This is a genomic window from Streptomyces sp. CNX435, assembly GCF_059570575.1.
In genome coordinates, this window is the sequence record NZ_JCANTA010000001.1 from 474,747 (window position 1) to 489,613 (window position 14,867).

General features: G+C 76.7%; 13 protein-coding genes. 6 read left to right on the top strand and 7 right to left on the bottom strand.

The features are described from left to right. Positions 1-46: 46 nt before the first annotated feature. Positions 47-985, bottom strand: a complete 939-nt coding sequence (locus T328_RS01980; protein ID WP_496494027.1) for a LysR family transcriptional regulator — start codon at positions 983-985, stop codon at positions 47-49. Between the two features lie 11 nt (positions 986-996). Continuing rightward, positions 997-1,482, bottom strand: coding sequence for an Lrp/AsnC family transcriptional regulator (locus T328_RS01985; protein ID WP_496494028.1), 486 nt, complete (start codon positions 1,480-1,482; stop codon positions 997-999). Between the two features lie 115 nt (positions 1,483-1,597). On the opposite strand from T328_RS01985, the gene T328_RS01990 reads away from it, so the two are divergent. Then, positions 1,598-2,506, top strand: coding sequence for an EamA family transporter (locus T328_RS01990; RefSeq protein ID WP_496494029.1), 909 nt, complete (start codon positions 1,598-1,600; stop codon positions 2,504-2,506). A gap of 230 nt (positions 2,507-2,736) precedes the next feature. On the opposite strand, the gene T328_RS01995 is transcribed toward T328_RS01990, so the two are convergent. After that, positions 2,737-3,519, bottom strand: a complete 783-nt coding sequence (locus tag T328_RS01995; RefSeq protein WP_496494030.1) for a hypothetical protein — start codon at positions 3,517-3,519, stop codon at positions 2,737-2,739. A 203-nt stretch (positions 3,520-3,722) separates the two neighbouring features. Then, the gene (locus tag T328_RS02000) at positions 3,723-5,621 is read right to left on the bottom strand and encodes a PucR family transcriptional regulator (RefSeq protein WP_496494031.1); all 1,899 of its coding nucleotides are present in this window, start codon (positions 5,619-5,621) and stop codon (positions 3,723-3,725) included. A 258-nt stretch (positions 5,622-5,879) separates the two neighbouring features. Here T328_RS02000 and T328_RS02005 point away from each other — a divergent pair, with 258 nt between their 5' ends. Genes T328_RS02005 through T328_RS02020 form a run of 4 tightly spaced genes read left to right on the top strand, consistent with a single transcriptional unit; the run spans position 5,880 to position 10,893 of the window. Beyond that, on the top strand, positions 5,880-6,779 hold the full coding sequence (locus T328_RS02005) for an FAD binding domain-containing protein (RefSeq protein WP_496494032.1): 900 nt from the start codon (positions 5,880-5,882) through the stop codon (positions 6,777-6,779). Continuing rightward, positions 6,779-7,255, top strand: a complete 477-nt coding sequence (locus tag T328_RS02010; RefSeq protein WP_496494033.1) for a (2Fe-2S)-binding protein — start codon at positions 6,779-6,781, stop codon at positions 7,253-7,255. The genes T328_RS02005 and T328_RS02010 overlap by 1 nt, the downstream gene beginning before the upstream one ends. Beyond that, a complete protein-coding gene (gene pucD, locus T328_RS02015; RefSeq protein ID WP_496494034.1) occupies positions 7,255-9,645 on the top strand; it encodes a xanthine dehydrogenase subunit D in 2,391 nt (796 codons plus the stop codon). The genes T328_RS02010 and pucD overlap by 1 nt, the downstream gene beginning before the upstream one ends. 51 nt (positions 9,646-9,696) lie before the next feature. Then, positions 9,697-10,893, top strand: a complete 1,197-nt coding sequence (locus T328_RS02020; RefSeq protein WP_496494035.1) for an XdhC family protein — start codon at positions 9,697-9,699, stop codon at positions 10,891-10,893. Between the two features lie 291 nt (positions 10,894-11,184). Here T328_RS02020 and T328_RS02025 read toward each other — a convergent pair whose 3' ends face one another. After that, complete coding sequence (locus tag T328_RS02025; RefSeq protein WP_496494306.1) at positions 11,185-12,123, bottom strand: endonuclease/exonuclease/phosphatase family protein; 939 nt, start codon at positions 12,121-12,123, stop codon at positions 11,185-11,187. 414 nt (positions 12,124-12,537) lie between these two features. Between T328_RS02025 and T328_RS02030 the strand changes: the two genes are divergently transcribed. Further along, on the top strand, positions 12,538-12,777 hold the full coding sequence (locus tag T328_RS02030; RefSeq protein ID WP_496494036.1) for a DNA glycosylase AlkZ-like family protein: 240 nt from the start codon (positions 12,538-12,540) through the stop codon (positions 12,775-12,777). Between the two features lie 99 nt (positions 12,778-12,876). Here T328_RS02030 and T328_RS02035 read toward each other — a convergent pair whose 3' ends face one another. Continuing rightward, entirely contained in the window at positions 12,877-13,254 is a 378-nt protein-coding gene (locus T328_RS02035) for an SAV_915 family protein (protein WP_496494037.1), read from the bottom strand. Positions 13,255-13,583: 329 nt separating this feature from the next. Next, the gene (locus tag T328_RS02040) at positions 13,584-14,750 is read right to left on the bottom strand and encodes a methyltransferase (RefSeq protein ID WP_496494038.1); all 1,167 of its coding nucleotides are present in this window, start codon (positions 14,748-14,750) and stop codon (positions 13,584-13,586) included. Positions 14,751-14,867 lie beyond the last annotated feature (117 nt).

Sequence of the window (14,867 nt, forward strand, 5' to 3'; positions counted from 1 at the left end):
ATGTCGCTGTACGGGCGTGCGCGGGGTTCTCGCGTACGGGCGCCGGTCAGCGGGACCACGCCGGCGCCCAGGTCCCGCCGGCGCCCGCGGGCACGTGCCGCGGCCGGGCGGCGGCGAGGTGATCGCGCAGCAGGGCGAGCGCGGGGTGCGCGTTGTCCGCGTGCCAGTGCAGCAGGTGCGGGTAGACCGGCGTCGGGTCGATCAGCGGGATGCGGCACAGGCCGTGGTCGACGGGCCAGACCAGCGGCGTCCGTTCGCTGAGGAAGGTCCCCACCGTCGCGGACTCGGCGATCGTGTCGAGCAGGTTCTCGATGCCGAAGTCGGGGCCGACCGCGTCGATCCCGACGCCGAATTCGGCGGCCATCTCGTCGTAGTACGCGGCCCACTCGGTGCCCGGCGCGTTGCCCGGCATCCAGATGCGGCGCCCGGCGAGCTGCCCGGGGGTGACCGAGCGGGCGCCGGCGAACTCGTGCGCGGGACCGGTGACGAGCTGCAGCGGCTCGTACAGCACGGGCTCGACGGCGATGCCGTCCGGCAGCCGCCGGCCGGGCGGGGGCAGGGCGCGGAACGTCGCGTCGACCGTGCCGTCGCGCACGGCGTCCACCGCCGGCCCACCGCCGTAGACCGTGACGACGTCCAGCTCGACCTCCGGGTGCGCGCGGTGGAAGTCGCGCAGCAGCCCGGCGGTCGCCACGCGCCGCCCGACCACGTCCACGCGCAGCGCCCGGCTCCCGGGCCGTACCGAGGCCGCGGCCCGCTCCGCGGCCTGCAGCAGGGCGCGGGCGTGCGGCTGGAACGCCTGGCCGTCGATGGTGAGCTTCGCGCCGCGCGCGGTGCGGGTGAACAGCCGTACCCCGAGGGCCTTCTCCAGCCCGGCGATGCGCTTGGAGACGGCCTGCTGGGTCAGCATCAGCTCGGCCGCCGCCTCCTGGAACTGGCCGGTGTCGGCGGCGGCGACGAAGGTCCGTACGGCATCGAGGTCCACGCCCGGCAACCCTAGCCGCAGCCGCTACGGCACCCGGCACCGTCCTCGTCCTCGTCCGCGTACGTGCCGAGCCCCGGCGTGCGCGGCGGCACCGGCGTGGACTGGACGATCGACGTCGTGGTCTGGCCGTGCAGCAGGAAGCGGTCGAGGACTTCTTCGAAGGTGTCGAGGTTCGTCGCGTGCACCTTGAGCAGGAAGCAGTCCTCTCCGGTGATCCGGTGGCACTCGCTGACCTGCGGCAGGCTCCGCGCCAGCGCGGCGATCCGGGGCAGCTGCCCCGGCCCCGGCCGCACCCGGACGTACGCCGCCACCGGGTAGCCCAGCGCCGCCGGGTCGACGTCGAGCCGGTACCCGCGGATCACCCTCGACTCCTCCAGCCGCCGCACCCGCTCCCGGGCGGTGGGCACCGAGACGCCGGTGCGCCGGGCCAGTTCGGCCGTCGACAGCCGGGGGTCGGCGTCGAGTTCGGTGAGGATCGAGCGGTCGAGTGCGTCCATCGCTTCACCCTCGCACAGCAGTGGTCCGTTTCGTACCCCGGAGCGGAAAGCGATCGGCCGATGTGCTTTCTGCTTCGCCATGGTCCACGGCGGTGTGCGTTGCGACGATTCCTCCGTGGCCGACTCCCCGCCCCGCAGCCCCGCCGCCGGTGCCCCCGCCGGCCGGCTCGCCCTCGCCGCCGAGCGCGTGCCGCCGCCGGCGTTCCTCGTCTCCTCCGCCGTCTTCCACTACCTCGGCCCGGCGTGCGCCGTCCTGCTCTTCGCCCGCCTCGACGTGCTCGGCGTCGCCTGGCTGCGGATCGCCTCGGCCGCGCTGGTCTTCGCCGTCTGGCGGCGGCCGTGGCGCGACTGGCGGGCCGCGACCCCGTACCAGCGGCGGCTGCTGGTGGCCATGGGCGCCGTGCTCGCCACCATGAACTGCACGTTCTACCTGGCCCTGGAGCGGCTGCCGCTGGGGACCGTCGGAGCGGTGGAGTTCCTCGGCCCGGTGGTGCTGGCCGCGGCGGGGGTACGGACCCGGCGGAACCTCGCCGCGCTGGCGCTGGTGCTCGCGGGCGTCGCGCTGCTCACCGACGTGCACCTCGTCGCCGAACCGCTCGGCCTGGCGCTGGCGTTCGGCAACTGCGCGCTGTTCGTGCTCTACGTCGTCCTCGGCCACCGCCTCGCGGCGGACGGCGGCGCCTCGGGCGTGGGGCGGCTCGGCGCCGCGATGCTGGTGGCGGCGGTCGTCGCGGCACCGGCGGGGGTCGCGGACGCGGCGGCGGTGGTGACGTCGCCGGTGCTGCTGGCGGCGGCGTTCGGGGTGGGGGTGTGCTCGTCGGTGATCCCGTACGTGTGCGACCAGCTCGCCATGGCGCGGGTGCCGCGGGCGACGTTCGCGCTGATGCTGTCGCTGCTGCCGGCGACGGCGGCGCTGATGGGCGTGGTGGTCCTCGGCCAGGTGCCGGGGCCGGCGGAGGCGGCGGGTATCGCGCTGGTCGTCGCGGGCGTCGCGGCGCACCGGGAGCGGGACGGGGCGGCGTAGCGGCGCAGCGGCGCGTGCGCGCATCGAAAGACGGCCGGAAAACGCCTGTCCGCGGGACGGAGAGACCGTGATACAGAGACGGGCCCGGCGCCCCGCGCGCCACCCGACCGCCGAGCCGTCCAACCGCCGAGCCGCCGAGCCGTCCAACCGCCGAGCCGCCGAGCCGCCGAGCCGTCCAACCGCCGAGCCGCCCGGCGACCGTGCCGGACCGCCGCCGCAGCCGCGCCGCGTCAGCCCTCCGCCCCCGGGACCCGCCGCGGCTCCTCGCCCAGTTGCTCCGCCAGCCACGCCGGCACCCCGTCCAGCAGCCGCACCAGCCGCGTCGCCTCCGCCCGCAGCCGGCCCGCCTCCGGCTCCGGCTCCACGTCGGCCAGCGCCATCAGCGCCGGCGCCGTACCGACCAGGTAACCCAGCTCCTCGCGCAGCCGCAGCGACTCGCGGAAGCCGCGCCGCGCCTCTGCCAGATCGCCCTCGTCGGCCGCGAGCGCGGCCAGATGGCGCCACGTAAACGAGCACAGCAGCCGGTCGTCCCGCTCCAGCGCCCCCGTGTGGGCGCGGCGGAACGCCGCCTGCGCCGCCGTCGCGTTCTTCGTCAGGTGCTGGGCGACCAGCCCGCGCCGGAAGTCCAGCATCGGCCGGTGCGGCGACGCGGGCGGCAGCAGCGCGGCGGCGCGGCCGAGCGCCGCGCGCGCCTCGTCGGAGCGGTCGCGCTCCTGGAAGAGGGTGGAGGCGTACGCGAGATAGCCCCGCTCGCACGCCGTGACGCCGCGGTTCTCCCCGTCGGTCGACAGTGCCTCCGCGTTGCGCACGGCATCCTCGGCGCGCTCCCAGCCGTCCGCCGTGAACATGCACTGCTCGACGAGCAGCGCCGCGCGCCGCTGCGCCGCCTCGGCGTCGGTCCCGGCGGCGTCCTCAAGCAGCGCCGCGGCGTCGTCCCAGCAGCCACGCGAGCGCAGCCGCCAGATCGCCCGCTCCAGCGGATCCTCCGAGATCGCCGATTCCGACCGTGCCATGGCGGTATCCGCCACTCTCGCCTCCCCAACGCGCCGTCGAGCCAAGGAACAACGCAGCCCAATGAGTCGAATCTCAGCACGAAGTCTGCCCTGGACCAAGGGCCCGCGTGAACGACTTCACATGATCTTGGCCAAGGATTGCCCGGGGGCCGGCCGCCTCGCGCACGAACGTCCGGCGCGGGCAGCGGCGGTCGGCTCCGGGGTCAGCTCATGCGCAGGGCGAGGAAGAAGTCGAGTTTGTCCTCCAGCCGCGACAGGTCCCGGCCGGTCAGCTGCTCGATCCGGCCCACCCGGTAGCGCAGCGTGTTGACGTGCAGGTGGAGGCGGGCCGCGCAGCGGGTCCAGGAGCCGTCGCAGTCGAGGAACGCGGCCAGGGTCTCCACCAGTTCGGCGCGGTGGCGGTTGTCGTACGCGCGCAGCGGGTCCAGCAGGCGGGCGGTGAACGCGCGGCGTACGTCGTCGGGGACGAACGGGAGCAGCAGTACGTGCGAGGCCAGTTCCTCGTGGCCCGCCGCGCACACGCTGCCCGGCCGGGCGGCGGCGACGCGGCGGGCGTGCCGGGCCTCCTCCAGGGCGCCGCGCAGCCCCTCCGAGGAGTGCACGGCGGCGCTGACGCCGAGCGTGAGCCGGCCGTCGTCGGCCAGCCCGCGCGCCAGCGGCTCCCGGACGGTGGCGAGCAGCGCCGCGGCGCGCAGCCCCGCGGCGTCGGCGGTCACGCCGGGGCCGGTGCGGGAGCGCCCGCGGCCCGGCGGTGCGCCGGCCGTGCTCCGGCCGCCGTCCGCGCCGCCCGCACCTTCCGGTTCCGGCGCCTCCGCCGCGTCCGGCCGCGCCGCCGCCCGCGCCGGCAGGGGCACCAGCGCCACCGCCTCGTCGCCGGTCGCCGCCACCGCGATCCGGTCTGCCGGCTCCGTCCCCGGTGCCGGGACCGCGCCCACGCCCGCGCCCGCGTCCGCGTCCGCGCCCGTCAACATCTCCTCCAGCAGCGCCTGCGCCACCGGCCCGCCCGGGATCCCCGGCTGGCCCTGCGGGACCTCCCACTCGACCCGCGCCACCACCACCTGCCACTGCGGCGCCGCCCCGACCCCCGGCAGCAGCACCGGTACCGCCATCCGCAGCCGGGCCGCGATCTCCGCCGGCTGCGCCCCGGCCTGCACCAGCTCCAGCACCTCCTGCGCCAGCCGCCGCCGCACCGCCCGCGCGGCGTCCCGCCGCTCCCGCTCCACGGCGATCAGCTGCGTGACGCCGCGCAGCAGGTCCAGCCGCTCCGGCGGCCACTCGCCGGCGTCCGCCGCCACCGCCAGCAGCCAGTCGGACAGCACGGTCTCGCGTAGGTCCCGTCCGCCGTCGCCGACCGGGAACAGCGAGTACGTCACGCTCCCGCCCGCCGCCGGCAGCGTCACCCGGTGCGGCCCCGGCCGGCCGCCGCGCCGCGCCGCCAGGTGCTCGCCGGCCAGCCGCGCCGTCAGCTGCGCGGGCAGCGCGGGCAGCGCGGGCAGCGCGGGCAGTGCGGGCAGCGCGGGCTGCGCCGACAGCGCCGGCACCCGGCCCCCAGCCGCCCCGGACACGGTGCCGGCGATCTGCCGGCCGGTGGGGGAGAGCACCCAGGCGCGCAGGTCCAGATCGGTGCCGAGGAGGTCGAGCACCGCGTCGGGGCCGCCGCCCGCGGGCCCGGCCGACATCAGCCGGCGGTGCCGCTCCACCACGGCCGCCAGGTCGCCGGCCCGCTCGCCGGAGACCTGCCGTACGACGTGCTCGGTGATGGTGGCGAAGGCGACGTCCTCGTCCACCGCGAACAGCGGCAGCCGGTGCCGCGCGCACGCGCGCACCAGGTCCTCCGGCACCCCGGCCCCGGACAGCTCCGCCTCGCCCGCCGCCAGCCCGGCGACGCCGGCCGCGGCCAGGATGCGTACGAAGGGCTCCGAGTCCTCCGGGCCGTGCCGCCAGGCGAGCCCGGTGAGCACCAGCTCGCCGCCCGACAGGTAGCGGCCGGGGTCGGTCAGGTCCGTGGTCATCACGCCCCGCACCGTGCGGTCCAGCTCGTCCGCGCCGCCGAGCAGCTTCAGCCCCAGCGCCGCGGAGTCCAGGAGTGCCCGCAGCCTCATGCGCGCTCCCTTGCTGTCGGTCGTGCGTCGGGCCGCCCGCCGTGCGCGTGCGCGTACGCCGCCGGGCGGTCGTCGCGGGATGTCCCGCACAGAATGGATGCCCCGGCTTTCGTTCGAATCTACAAGGTGCGGGTTCTGGCCAGCCCCTTGCTTCATGTTTTCCGTGACTGCACCCGGACGGCGGCGTTTCTGTGTACTTGGGCCACGTTCCGTCAACAGCTCAAGAACAAACGCAACCGCATAGCCGAGAGAGGATCCATGGACTTCCTGCGCCCCGCCGGCTGGGAGGAAGCGCTCGCCGCCAAGGCCGAGCACCCCGCGGCCGTGCCCCTCGCGGGCGGCACGGACCTCATGGTCGAGATCAACTTCGACCACCGCCGCCCGGAGTACCTGCTCGACCTCACCCGCATCCCCGAGCTGCAGGACTGGGAGGCCGGGGCGGAGACGGTGCGGCTGGGCGCCTCCGTGCCGTACGCGCGCATCATGGCGGAGCTGGGTGCGGCGCTGCCCGGGCTGGCGCGGGCGTCGCACACCGTCGCCTCCCCGCAGATCCGCAACCGCGGCGGCGTCGGCGGCAACCTCGGCACCGCCTCCCCGGCGGGCGACGCGCATCCCGCGCTGCTGGCCGCGGGCGCGGAGGTGGAGGTGGAGTCCGTACGGGGCAGCAGGCGGATCCCGGTCGACGAGTTCTTCACCGGCGTCAAGCGCAACGCGCTCGCCGCCGACGAGCTGATCAAGTGGGTGCACATCAAGAAGGCCACCGGGCCGCAGGAGTTCTCCAAGGTCGGCACGCGCAACGCGATGGTGATCGCGGTGTGCGCGTTCGGCATCGCGCTGCACCCCGACACCCGGACGGTCCGCACTGGCATCGGCTCGGCCGCGCCCACCCCCGTGCGCGCCGCCGCCGCCGAGGAGTTCCTGACCGCCGCGCTGGCCGAGGGCGGCTTCTGGGACAGCGGCCGGACCCTGCCCCCCGCCCTCGCCCGGCAGTTCGCCGAGCTGGCGGCCGGAGCCTGCAACCCCATCGACGACGTGCGCGGCAGCGCGCGCTACCGCCGGCACGCGGTCGGCGTCATGGCCCGCCGCACGCTCGGCTGGACCTGGGAGTCGTACCGCCGGGGCGCGGCAGGACCCACGAAAAGGGAAGGAGCCGCGTGATGCGGGTGACGTTCACCGTCAACGGCCGCGAGCAGCGGGCCGACGACGTCTGGGAGGGCGAGAGCCTGCTGTACGTGCTGCGCGAGCGGATGGGCCTGCCGGGCTCGAAGAACGCCTGCGAGCAGGGGGAGTGCGGCTCGTGCACGGTACGTCTGGACGGCGTGCCGGTGTGCGCCTGCCTGGTCGCCGCCGGGCAGGCCGAGGGGCGCGAGGTCGTCACCGTCGAGGGCCTGGCGGAGGAGGGTCTGTCGGCGGTCCAGCAGGCGTTCGTCGACGCCGGCGCCGTGCAGTGCGGGTTCTGCACCCCGGGGCTGCTGGTCGCCGCGGACGACCTGCTGGAGCGCTGCCCCTGGCCGATGGCGCCGTCTGACGCCGACATCCGCGAGGGCCTGTCGGGCAACCTGTGCCGCTGCACCGGCTACGAGAAGATCCTCGACGCGGTGCGGCTCGCCGCCGCCCGCCGGGAGGGGGTCTGATGGCCGAGGTCACCCGTATCCCGGCCGGCCTTACGCAGGGTTCGCAGACCGCCGGCGCGATCGGCGAGTCCACGCCGCGCCCGGACGGCACGCTGAAGGTCACCGGGGAGTTCGCGTACTCCTCCGACCTGTGGCACGAGGACATGATCTGGGGGCACACGCTGCGCTCCCCGTACGCGCACGCCGAGATCGTCGAGATCGACACGTCCGCCGCCCTGGCCCAGTCCGGGGTCCACGCCGTGCTCACGTACGACGACCTGCCCGCCGGGCAGAAGAACTACGGCCTGGAGATCGCCGACACCCCGGCGCTCGCCGCCGGCCGGGTGCGGCACCACGGCGAGCCGGTGGTGCTGGTCGCCGCCGACCATCCCGAGACCGCCCGCCGGGCCGCGGCGAAGATCCGTGTCGAGTGGCGGGAGCTGCCGCTCGTCACCGACGAGGAGTCCGCGCTCGCCCCCGGCGCCCCCGTCCTGCATCCCGGCCGCGCGGACGACCACGCGCGGCACGTACCGCACCCGAACGTCGTCCACCGCCAGCCGATCGTCCGCGGCGACGCCGCCGCGGCGGCCCGCCGGGCCGACCACATCGTCACCGGCGAGTACGAGTTCGGCATGCAGGACCAGGCGTTCCTGGGTCCAGAGTCCGGTCTCGCGGTGCCCGCCGAGGACGGTGGCGTCGACCTGTACGTCGCCACCCAGTGGCTGCACGCCGACCGGCGGCAGATCGCGCCGGTCCTGGGGCTGCCGGAGGAGAAGGTGCGCATGACGCTCTCCGGCGTCGGCGGCGCCTTCGGCGGGCGCGAGGACCTGTCGATGCAGATCCATGCCTGCCTGCTGGCGCTGCGCACCGGCAGGCCGGTGAAGATGGTCTACGACCGCTTCGAGTCCTTCTTCGGCCACGTGCACCGCCACCCGGCCAGGATCCGCTACGAGCACGGCGTCACCGCCGACGGCCGGATCACCCACGCCCGCTGCCGCATCGTCCTGGACGGTGGTGCGTACGCCTCCACCACCGCGGCCGTCGTCGGCAACGCCGCGTCGCTGTCCATCGGCCCGTACGTCGTCGAGGACGTCGAGATCGAGGCGGTCGGGCTGTACACCAACAACCCGCCGTGCGGCGCGATGCGCGGCTTCGGCGCCGTCCAGGCGTGCTTCGCGTACGAGGCGCAGATGGACCGGCTCGCCGCGGCCGTCGGCATGGACCCGGTGGAGTTCCGGCAGCTGAACGCCATGTCGCAGGGCTCGCGGCTGCCGACCGGGCAGCGGGTCGACTCCCCGGCCCCGGTCGCGGAGATCCTGCGCCGGGTCAAGGCCCGGCCGCTGCCGCCGGAGCGGCAGTGGGAGAGCGCCGGCGGCGCCGCGGACGTACGGGCGCTGCCCGGCGGGCTGTCCAACACCACCCACGGCGAGGGCGTCGTGCGCGGCGTCGGCTACGCGGTCGGCATCAAGAACGTCGGCTTCTCCGAGGGCTTCGACGACTTCTCCACCGCCCGCGTACGGCTGGAGGTGGCCGGCGGGGAGCCGGTGGCCACCGTGCACACCGCGGCGGCCGAGGTCGGCCAGGGCGGCATCACCGTGCAGGCGCAGATCGCCCGTACCGAACTGGGCGTCGCGCAGGTGGTCATCGCGCCGGCCGACACCCGGGTCGGCTCCGCCGGCTCCACCTCCGCCTCCCGGCAGACGTACATGACGGGCGGCGCGGTACGGTACGCCTGCGCGGCGGTGCGCGAGCAGGTCCTCGCGCTCGGCCGGCGCAAGCTCGGCACGTACCACCCCGCGTGGGCGACGGCCGAACTGCTGCTGGAGGGCGGCAAGGTCGTCACGGACGGCGGCGAGGTCCTCGCCGGCCTGGCCGACGTGCTCGACGGCGAGCGGCCGGTGGAGGTCGAACTGCCCTTCCGGCACCGGCCGACCGAGCCGTTCGACCTCGCGACCGGCCAGGGCTTCGGCCACGTCCAGTACTCGTTCGCCGCGCACCGCGCGGTCGTCGAGGTCGACACCGAACTCGGGCTGGTCAAGGTCGTCGAGCTGGCCTGCGCCCAGGACGTCGGCAGGGCGCTCAACCCGCTGTCCGTCGTCGGGCAGATCCAGGGCGGCACGACGCAGGGCCTGGGCATGGCGGTGATGGAGGAGATCCTGGTCGACCCCGGGACGGGCCGGGTGCGGAACCCCTCGTTCACCGACTACCTCATCCCGACGATCCTCGACACCCCGGCCATCCCGGTCGACGTGCTCGAACTGGCCGACCCGCACGCGCCGTACGGCCTGCGGGGCGTGGGCGAGGCGTCCACACTCTCGGCGACCCCGGCGGTGCTGGCCGCGATCCGCCAGGCCACCGGTCTGCCGCTGACCAAGGCCCCCGTACGGCCGGAACACCTCACCGGCACCTGAACCGCACACCTTCGACGTGCAGCACAGCGGCCCTGTGAGGAGCTGATCAGCATGCTGGACATCGCCGCCGACCTCGCCCGGTGGTGCGCGGACGGGCGCCCCTTCGCCGTCGCCACCGTCGTGCGCACCAGCGGCTCCGCGCCGCGCGGCCCGGGCGCCGCGCTGGCGGTGGACGCGGCGGGCACGGCGGTCGGCAGCGTGTCGGGCGGCTGCGTCGAGGGCGCGGTGTACGAGCTGTGCCGGGAGGCCGTCGAGACCGGGAAACCGGTGCTGGAGACCTTCGGCTACGCCGACGAGGACGCCTTCGCCGCCGGGCTCACCTGCGGCGGGGAGATCGACATCCTCGTCGCGCCGGTCGGCGGTGCGCTCCGACCCGGCGCCGAGATCCTGCGTACGGCGCTGGCCGCCGCCGCCGACGGCCGGGCCGCGGCGGTCGCGCGGGTCGTCGCGGGTCCGGCCGCGCTGCTCGGGCAGGCGCTGCTGGTACGCCCCGGCGGCGCGTACGAGGGCCGCCTCGCGGGCCCGCTGCCGGACCTGCCGGACTGGGACGGCGCCGCGCTGGAGCACACCGCCGCCGCCGAGGCCGCGGCGCTGCTCGACGCGGGGCGTACGGACACCGTGACGGTCGGCGCGGCGGGCGCGTGCTGCGGCGAGCCGGTGACGCTGCTGGTGGAGGTGAGCGTGCCGCCGCCGCGGATGGTGGTCTTCGGCGCGATCGACTTCGCGCACGCGCTCGTACGCATCGGCACGTTCCTCGGCTACCGCGTCACCCTCTGCGATGCCCGGCCCGTCTTCGCCACGGCCCGCCGCTTTCCGGAAGCGGACGAGGTGGCGGTGCGCTGGCCGCACGAGTACCTGGCGGACGCCGTGGCCGCGGGGGAGCTGGACGGGCGCACGGTGCTGTGCGTGCTCACGCACGACCCGAAGTTCGACGTGCCGCTGCTGGCCGCGGCGCTGCGGCTGCCCGTCGCGTACGTCGGCGCGATGGGCTCGCGCCGTACGCACCTGGACCGCAACCGGCGGCTGCGGGAGGCGGGCGTCACCGACCTCGAACTCGCCCGCCTGCACTCGCCGATCGGCCTGGACCTCGGCGCCCGCTCGCCGGAGGAGGTCGCGGTCTCGATCGCGGGCGAGATCGTCGCGGCCCGGCGGGGCGGGACGGGGATGCCGCTGACGGGCGCGCACACGCCGATCCACCGGGAGCGGGGGGCGGCGGGGGAGGCGGGCCGGATCGCGGACGTGGCCTGAGGACGGGGCGGCGCGGTGTCGCCTCCGCGGTGCAGCGGTGCAGCGGTGCAGCGGTGCCGGGTCTGCGGGGGGCCGGGGTCTGCGCCGTGACGTAGCCGCTCTCGGCGGCCTCGTCCTGACCGTCGGCGATCGCCGCGTGCCCGCCCGCGGTCAGCGTCCGCGCCGCCCGCGCAGCGACCTCCCGATGGGTCGCGGCGCTCCAGGAGGGCAGCTGGAAGAGCACGGACAGCCAGCCGCCCGCCGGGTCGCGGCAGCGCGGCGACCGCGAATCGGCTGCGGTCGTCGGCCAGCTCAGCGCAGTTGCAGATCCACGAGCACCGCGCGGTGGTCGGTGCCGTCCAGCTCGGGGAACGCGATGTCCGTGGGGGCCAGCCGGTCGCTCAGCAGGACGTGGTCGATCTGGGTGCCGAAGAGCGGCGTCGTCGACGCCGGCCAGGTCGGGGTGCGGGAGCGGCCGAGCAGCATGGCGCTGTCGCGCAGGCCGGTGTCCAGGATGTCGCGGAACGCCTCGTGGTCCTGCGAGGCGTTGAAGTCGCCGCCGAAGACGGTGGGCGCGTCGCCGCGCGCCGCGGCGGCGTCCCGCAGCCGCCCCAGCTCGGTGCGCCAGGCGTCCATGGACCCGGGCGTCGGCGGCATCGGGTGCACGACCTGCAGCCGCAGCCGCTCGCCCGCGACCCGCGCGGTGGCCGCCGGCATCGACAGCGTGCTGCGTACGCCGCGCTCCGCGGTCAGCGGGTACGTGCTGAGGACGGCGGAGCCCTCGGCCGGGTCGCCGGCGTCGATGACGCGGTACGGGTACGCGGCGCGCAGCGCCGGGGTGCGCAGGGCCGCGACGCAGCGGCTGTCGCACTCCTGGACCAGGGCGATGTCCGGCTCGTACGCGCGGAGCGCCGCGCGCAGGGCGGGGGTGGCGTCGCCGAACTTGAGGTTGGCGGTGAGCAGGCGGAACTCGGCCCTGGGCGGAGCGGAGGGCGGGTCGGCGGCGGACTGGTAGGGCCGTACGAACCAGGCGGTGGCGGCGAGCGCGACGAGCGCCCACACGATGCCGGTACGGCTGCGGGAGGCGGCCATGAGGAGCAGCCCGACGCCGCCGGGGACGAGCAGCCAGGGCAGAAAGGCGGCGAGCTGCGGGAGGGGGGTGACCCCGTCGCCGTCGCCGGCCCGGAACCCGACGACGACGGAGACGAGCAGCAGCGGCAGCCCCCCGGCCAGGGCCCACGCCCGCCGCACCCCCGACGGGCGCCGCCCCCCGCCGTCCCCCCGCGGCCGAGCCGGTTCCCCGACTTCCGCGCCGTGGGTGCCCACCGGGCCGGGGCCGGCGGTGGTGTCCTCGTGCGGGGCGCTGCCTGCCGCGCCCGCGCGGTCGTTGCGTACCGCCGGCTCTGGTGCGCCCACGTTCCCTGCGTCCTGCGTACCCGCCGGGGCGGTGGCCCCCGCCGAGGGGCTCGCGCCATCGGCGTCCGCCGGGCCGCCCTCGCGGGCACCGCGCTCCGTGGTACCCGCCTCGCCCCCGGCGCTCTCCGCGTTCCCCACGCTCTCCCCTTTCGTCGCCTCCGCCTGCGATCCTCCCTCAGCCGCACCGACGACCTGCCACCCCCTCCTTGCGGACAGAATCCGTCCGCAAGGGCCGTTAGCGTGGCGGCCATGACGAGGACCAGCGGACCCGCGGCCCCCGCCACGCTCAGCCTCCTCGTCGACGGCTTCGCCCGCGGACAGTGGCGGGTGACGGAGGCGGACGGGACGGCGACGATGCACCTGGAGACGTTCGTGCCGCTGACGCGCGACGAGCGCGCGGAGGTCGAGGCGGAGGCGGCGGGGGTGCTGGAGATGCGGGCGCCGGGCAGCGCGCAGGAGCTGCGGAGCAGGCAGGCGCGCGAGCTGTGACAGGACGACGGCTGACGGCCGGTGGCCGTCAGTCAGCGGCCGGCAGACAGCGGCGGTCGGTCGGCGGCGGTCGGCTGCCGTCGGTCGGCGAGCTACCGGTCAGCGGGTCGCCGGCTCCGGTGCCGCCGGCGCGGGCGGCGATGTGCGCCGCTGCGGCGCCCGCGGCTCGCCCTCCGCCTGCGGCTCCGGCGCGCGCTGGGCGTGGGGCCGGCGGGCGGTGAGCAGCGGGTCGACGGTGATCCGGTCCGCGCCCAGCGGCGCGGTGAGCGCGCGCAGCGCCGGCTCCCCGAGCCGTACCCACTCCTGCTCCGGTCCGAGCGCGCGGCTCAGCGCGGCCTGACTGGTGAAGGCCACCGCCGTGCGCGTGCCCAGCGGCGTACGGAACATCCGCAGCCCCATCCCGCTCCGGCCGTGGCGAACGGGGACGTACAGCCGGGGCCGGCGCTGCGGGGCGGGGGTATGTTCGGAGGAGTCCACGCTATGACCGTACGGGGCCCTGCCCCGGCGGGCACGTGGATTCCGGCATGCGAGACGGCGCCGCCGGGACCGCGGCGAACAAGGGCCGGCCGGAGCCGTCGGGAGGCCGGATCCGGGGGATGCGGACGGCCCACATGCCGGACAGCGGGGGTGAGGGGCGCCCGCGGTACGGCCGCCGCGGCGACGGTTGGCTGGCCCGGTCCCCCGGCGGGCCGCCCGTACGTCCTCCGCGGTCCGGCCGGTCCGCCCGGCTGCCGCCGGTCACGTACGCACATCCGTACGTGCAACCGCCCGCGCTCAGCCGCCCGTCCGCGCCCTGCCGAGCCCTCTCACCCCGCCGCCGTCAGCCGCCACAGCGACGTCACCTCCGCCGCCCGCGCCGCGTGCAGCGGGTCCGACGGGTCCGTCGCCCGGCGGTGGCGGGGCCGGGCGTCGTGCCGGCCCGCGACCCGCAGGCCCGCCGCCTCGATCGCCGCCGGCAACTCCGCGTGGCCGCGCAGCCCCAGGTGCTCGGCCAGGTCGGACAGGACGAGCCACCCCTCGCCGCCCGGCTCCAGATGCGCGGCGAGGCCCGCGAGGAAGCCGCGGAGCATGCCGCCGCCCGGATCGTAGACGGCGCGCTCCAGCGCGGAGGTCGGCTTGGCGGGCAGCCAGGGCGGGTTGCAGACCACCAGCGGCGCGCGCCCCGGCGGGAACAGGTTCTCCGCCACCACCTCGACCTGGTCGCCCAGACCCAACCGGTCGACGTTGTCGCGGGCGCACGCCAGCGCGCGCGGGTCCATGTCGGTGGCGACGACCCGCTCCACCCCGCGCCGCGCCAGCACCGCGGCGAGCACGCCGGTGCCGGTGCCCACGTCGAACGCCAGCGTCTTCGCCGGCAGCGGCGCCTCGGCGACGAGGTCCACGTATTCACCCCGCACCGGCGAGAACACCCCGTAGTGCGGGTGCACGCGGGCGCCCAGCGCCGGTATCTCCACGCCCTTGCGGCGCCATTCGTGCGCCCCCACCGCGCCGAGCAGTTCGCGCAGCGCCACCGCGCCGGGCTCGGTCACCGGACCGTACGCCTCGGTCACCGCCGCGCCGACGTCGGGCGCCCGGCGCAGCGGCACCGCCGGGCCCTGCGGGCCGGGTTCGAGGGGGACGAGCAGCATGCCGAGGACGCGCGCCCGGTGGCCCTGCGCCTGCCGGTGGCGGTGGAAGGCGTCCGCCGCGCCGGGCGCCCGGCCCCCCGCCGGTGCGGCCGGGCGCCGGCCGCGGCGGGCGGCGCGGCGGTCGATGCGGCGGCCCAGCGCGGCGAGGAGCTGCCGGCCGCCGTGGTAGTCGCCCTGCCACAGGACGGCCGTGCCCTCGCACACCAGCCGGTACGCGATGTCGGCGCACATCCGGTCGTCCGCGGTGACCACCCGCGGCGGCGGTGGGGCGCCGCCCGCGGCGTACCAGCGGGCGGTCTGCGTACGCCCGTCGGCGATCCAGTTCAGGCGGGGGAGTTCGGTCACGACCCCATTTTCCCGCGTGGCCGCCGCCGTGTCGCCCTCGGGGAGGCCCGTGCTGCCGTGCGCCCCCGACGTACGCGGGCCGCCGCCCCGGCCCGGCGGTGCGCGGCGTGCCGGACG

Coding starts and splice junctions, on each gene's coding strand:
- T328_RS01985 (WP_496494028.1), bottom strand. CDS start 1,482: ATGGACGCACTCGACCGCTCGATCCTCACCGAACTCGACGCCGACCCC.
- T328_RS01995 (WP_496494030.1), bottom strand. CDS start 3,519: ATGGCACGGTCGGAATCGGCGATCTCGGAGGATCCGCTGGAGCGGGCG.
- T328_RS02000 (WP_496494031.1), bottom strand. CDS start 5,621: ATGAGGCTGCGGGCACTCCTGGACTCCGCGGCGCTGGGGCTGAAGCTG.
- T328_RS02005 (WP_496494032.1), top strand. CDS start 5,880: ATGGACTTCCTGCGCCCCGCCGGCTGGGAGGAAGCGCTCGCCGCCAAG.
- T328_RS02010 (WP_496494033.1), top strand. CDS start 6,779: ATGCGGGTGACGTTCACCGTCAACGGCCGCGAGCAGCGGGCCGACGAC.
- pucD (WP_496494034.1), top strand. CDS start 7,255: ATGGCCGAGGTCACCCGTATCCCGGCCGGCCTTACGCAGGGTTCGCAG.
- T328_RS02020 (WP_496494035.1), top strand. CDS start 9,697: ATGCTGGACATCGCCGCCGACCTCGCCCGGTGGTGCGCGGACGGGCGC.
- T328_RS02030 (WP_496494036.1), top strand. CDS start 12,538: ATGACGAGGACCAGCGGACCCGCGGCCCCCGCCACGCTCAGCCTCCTC.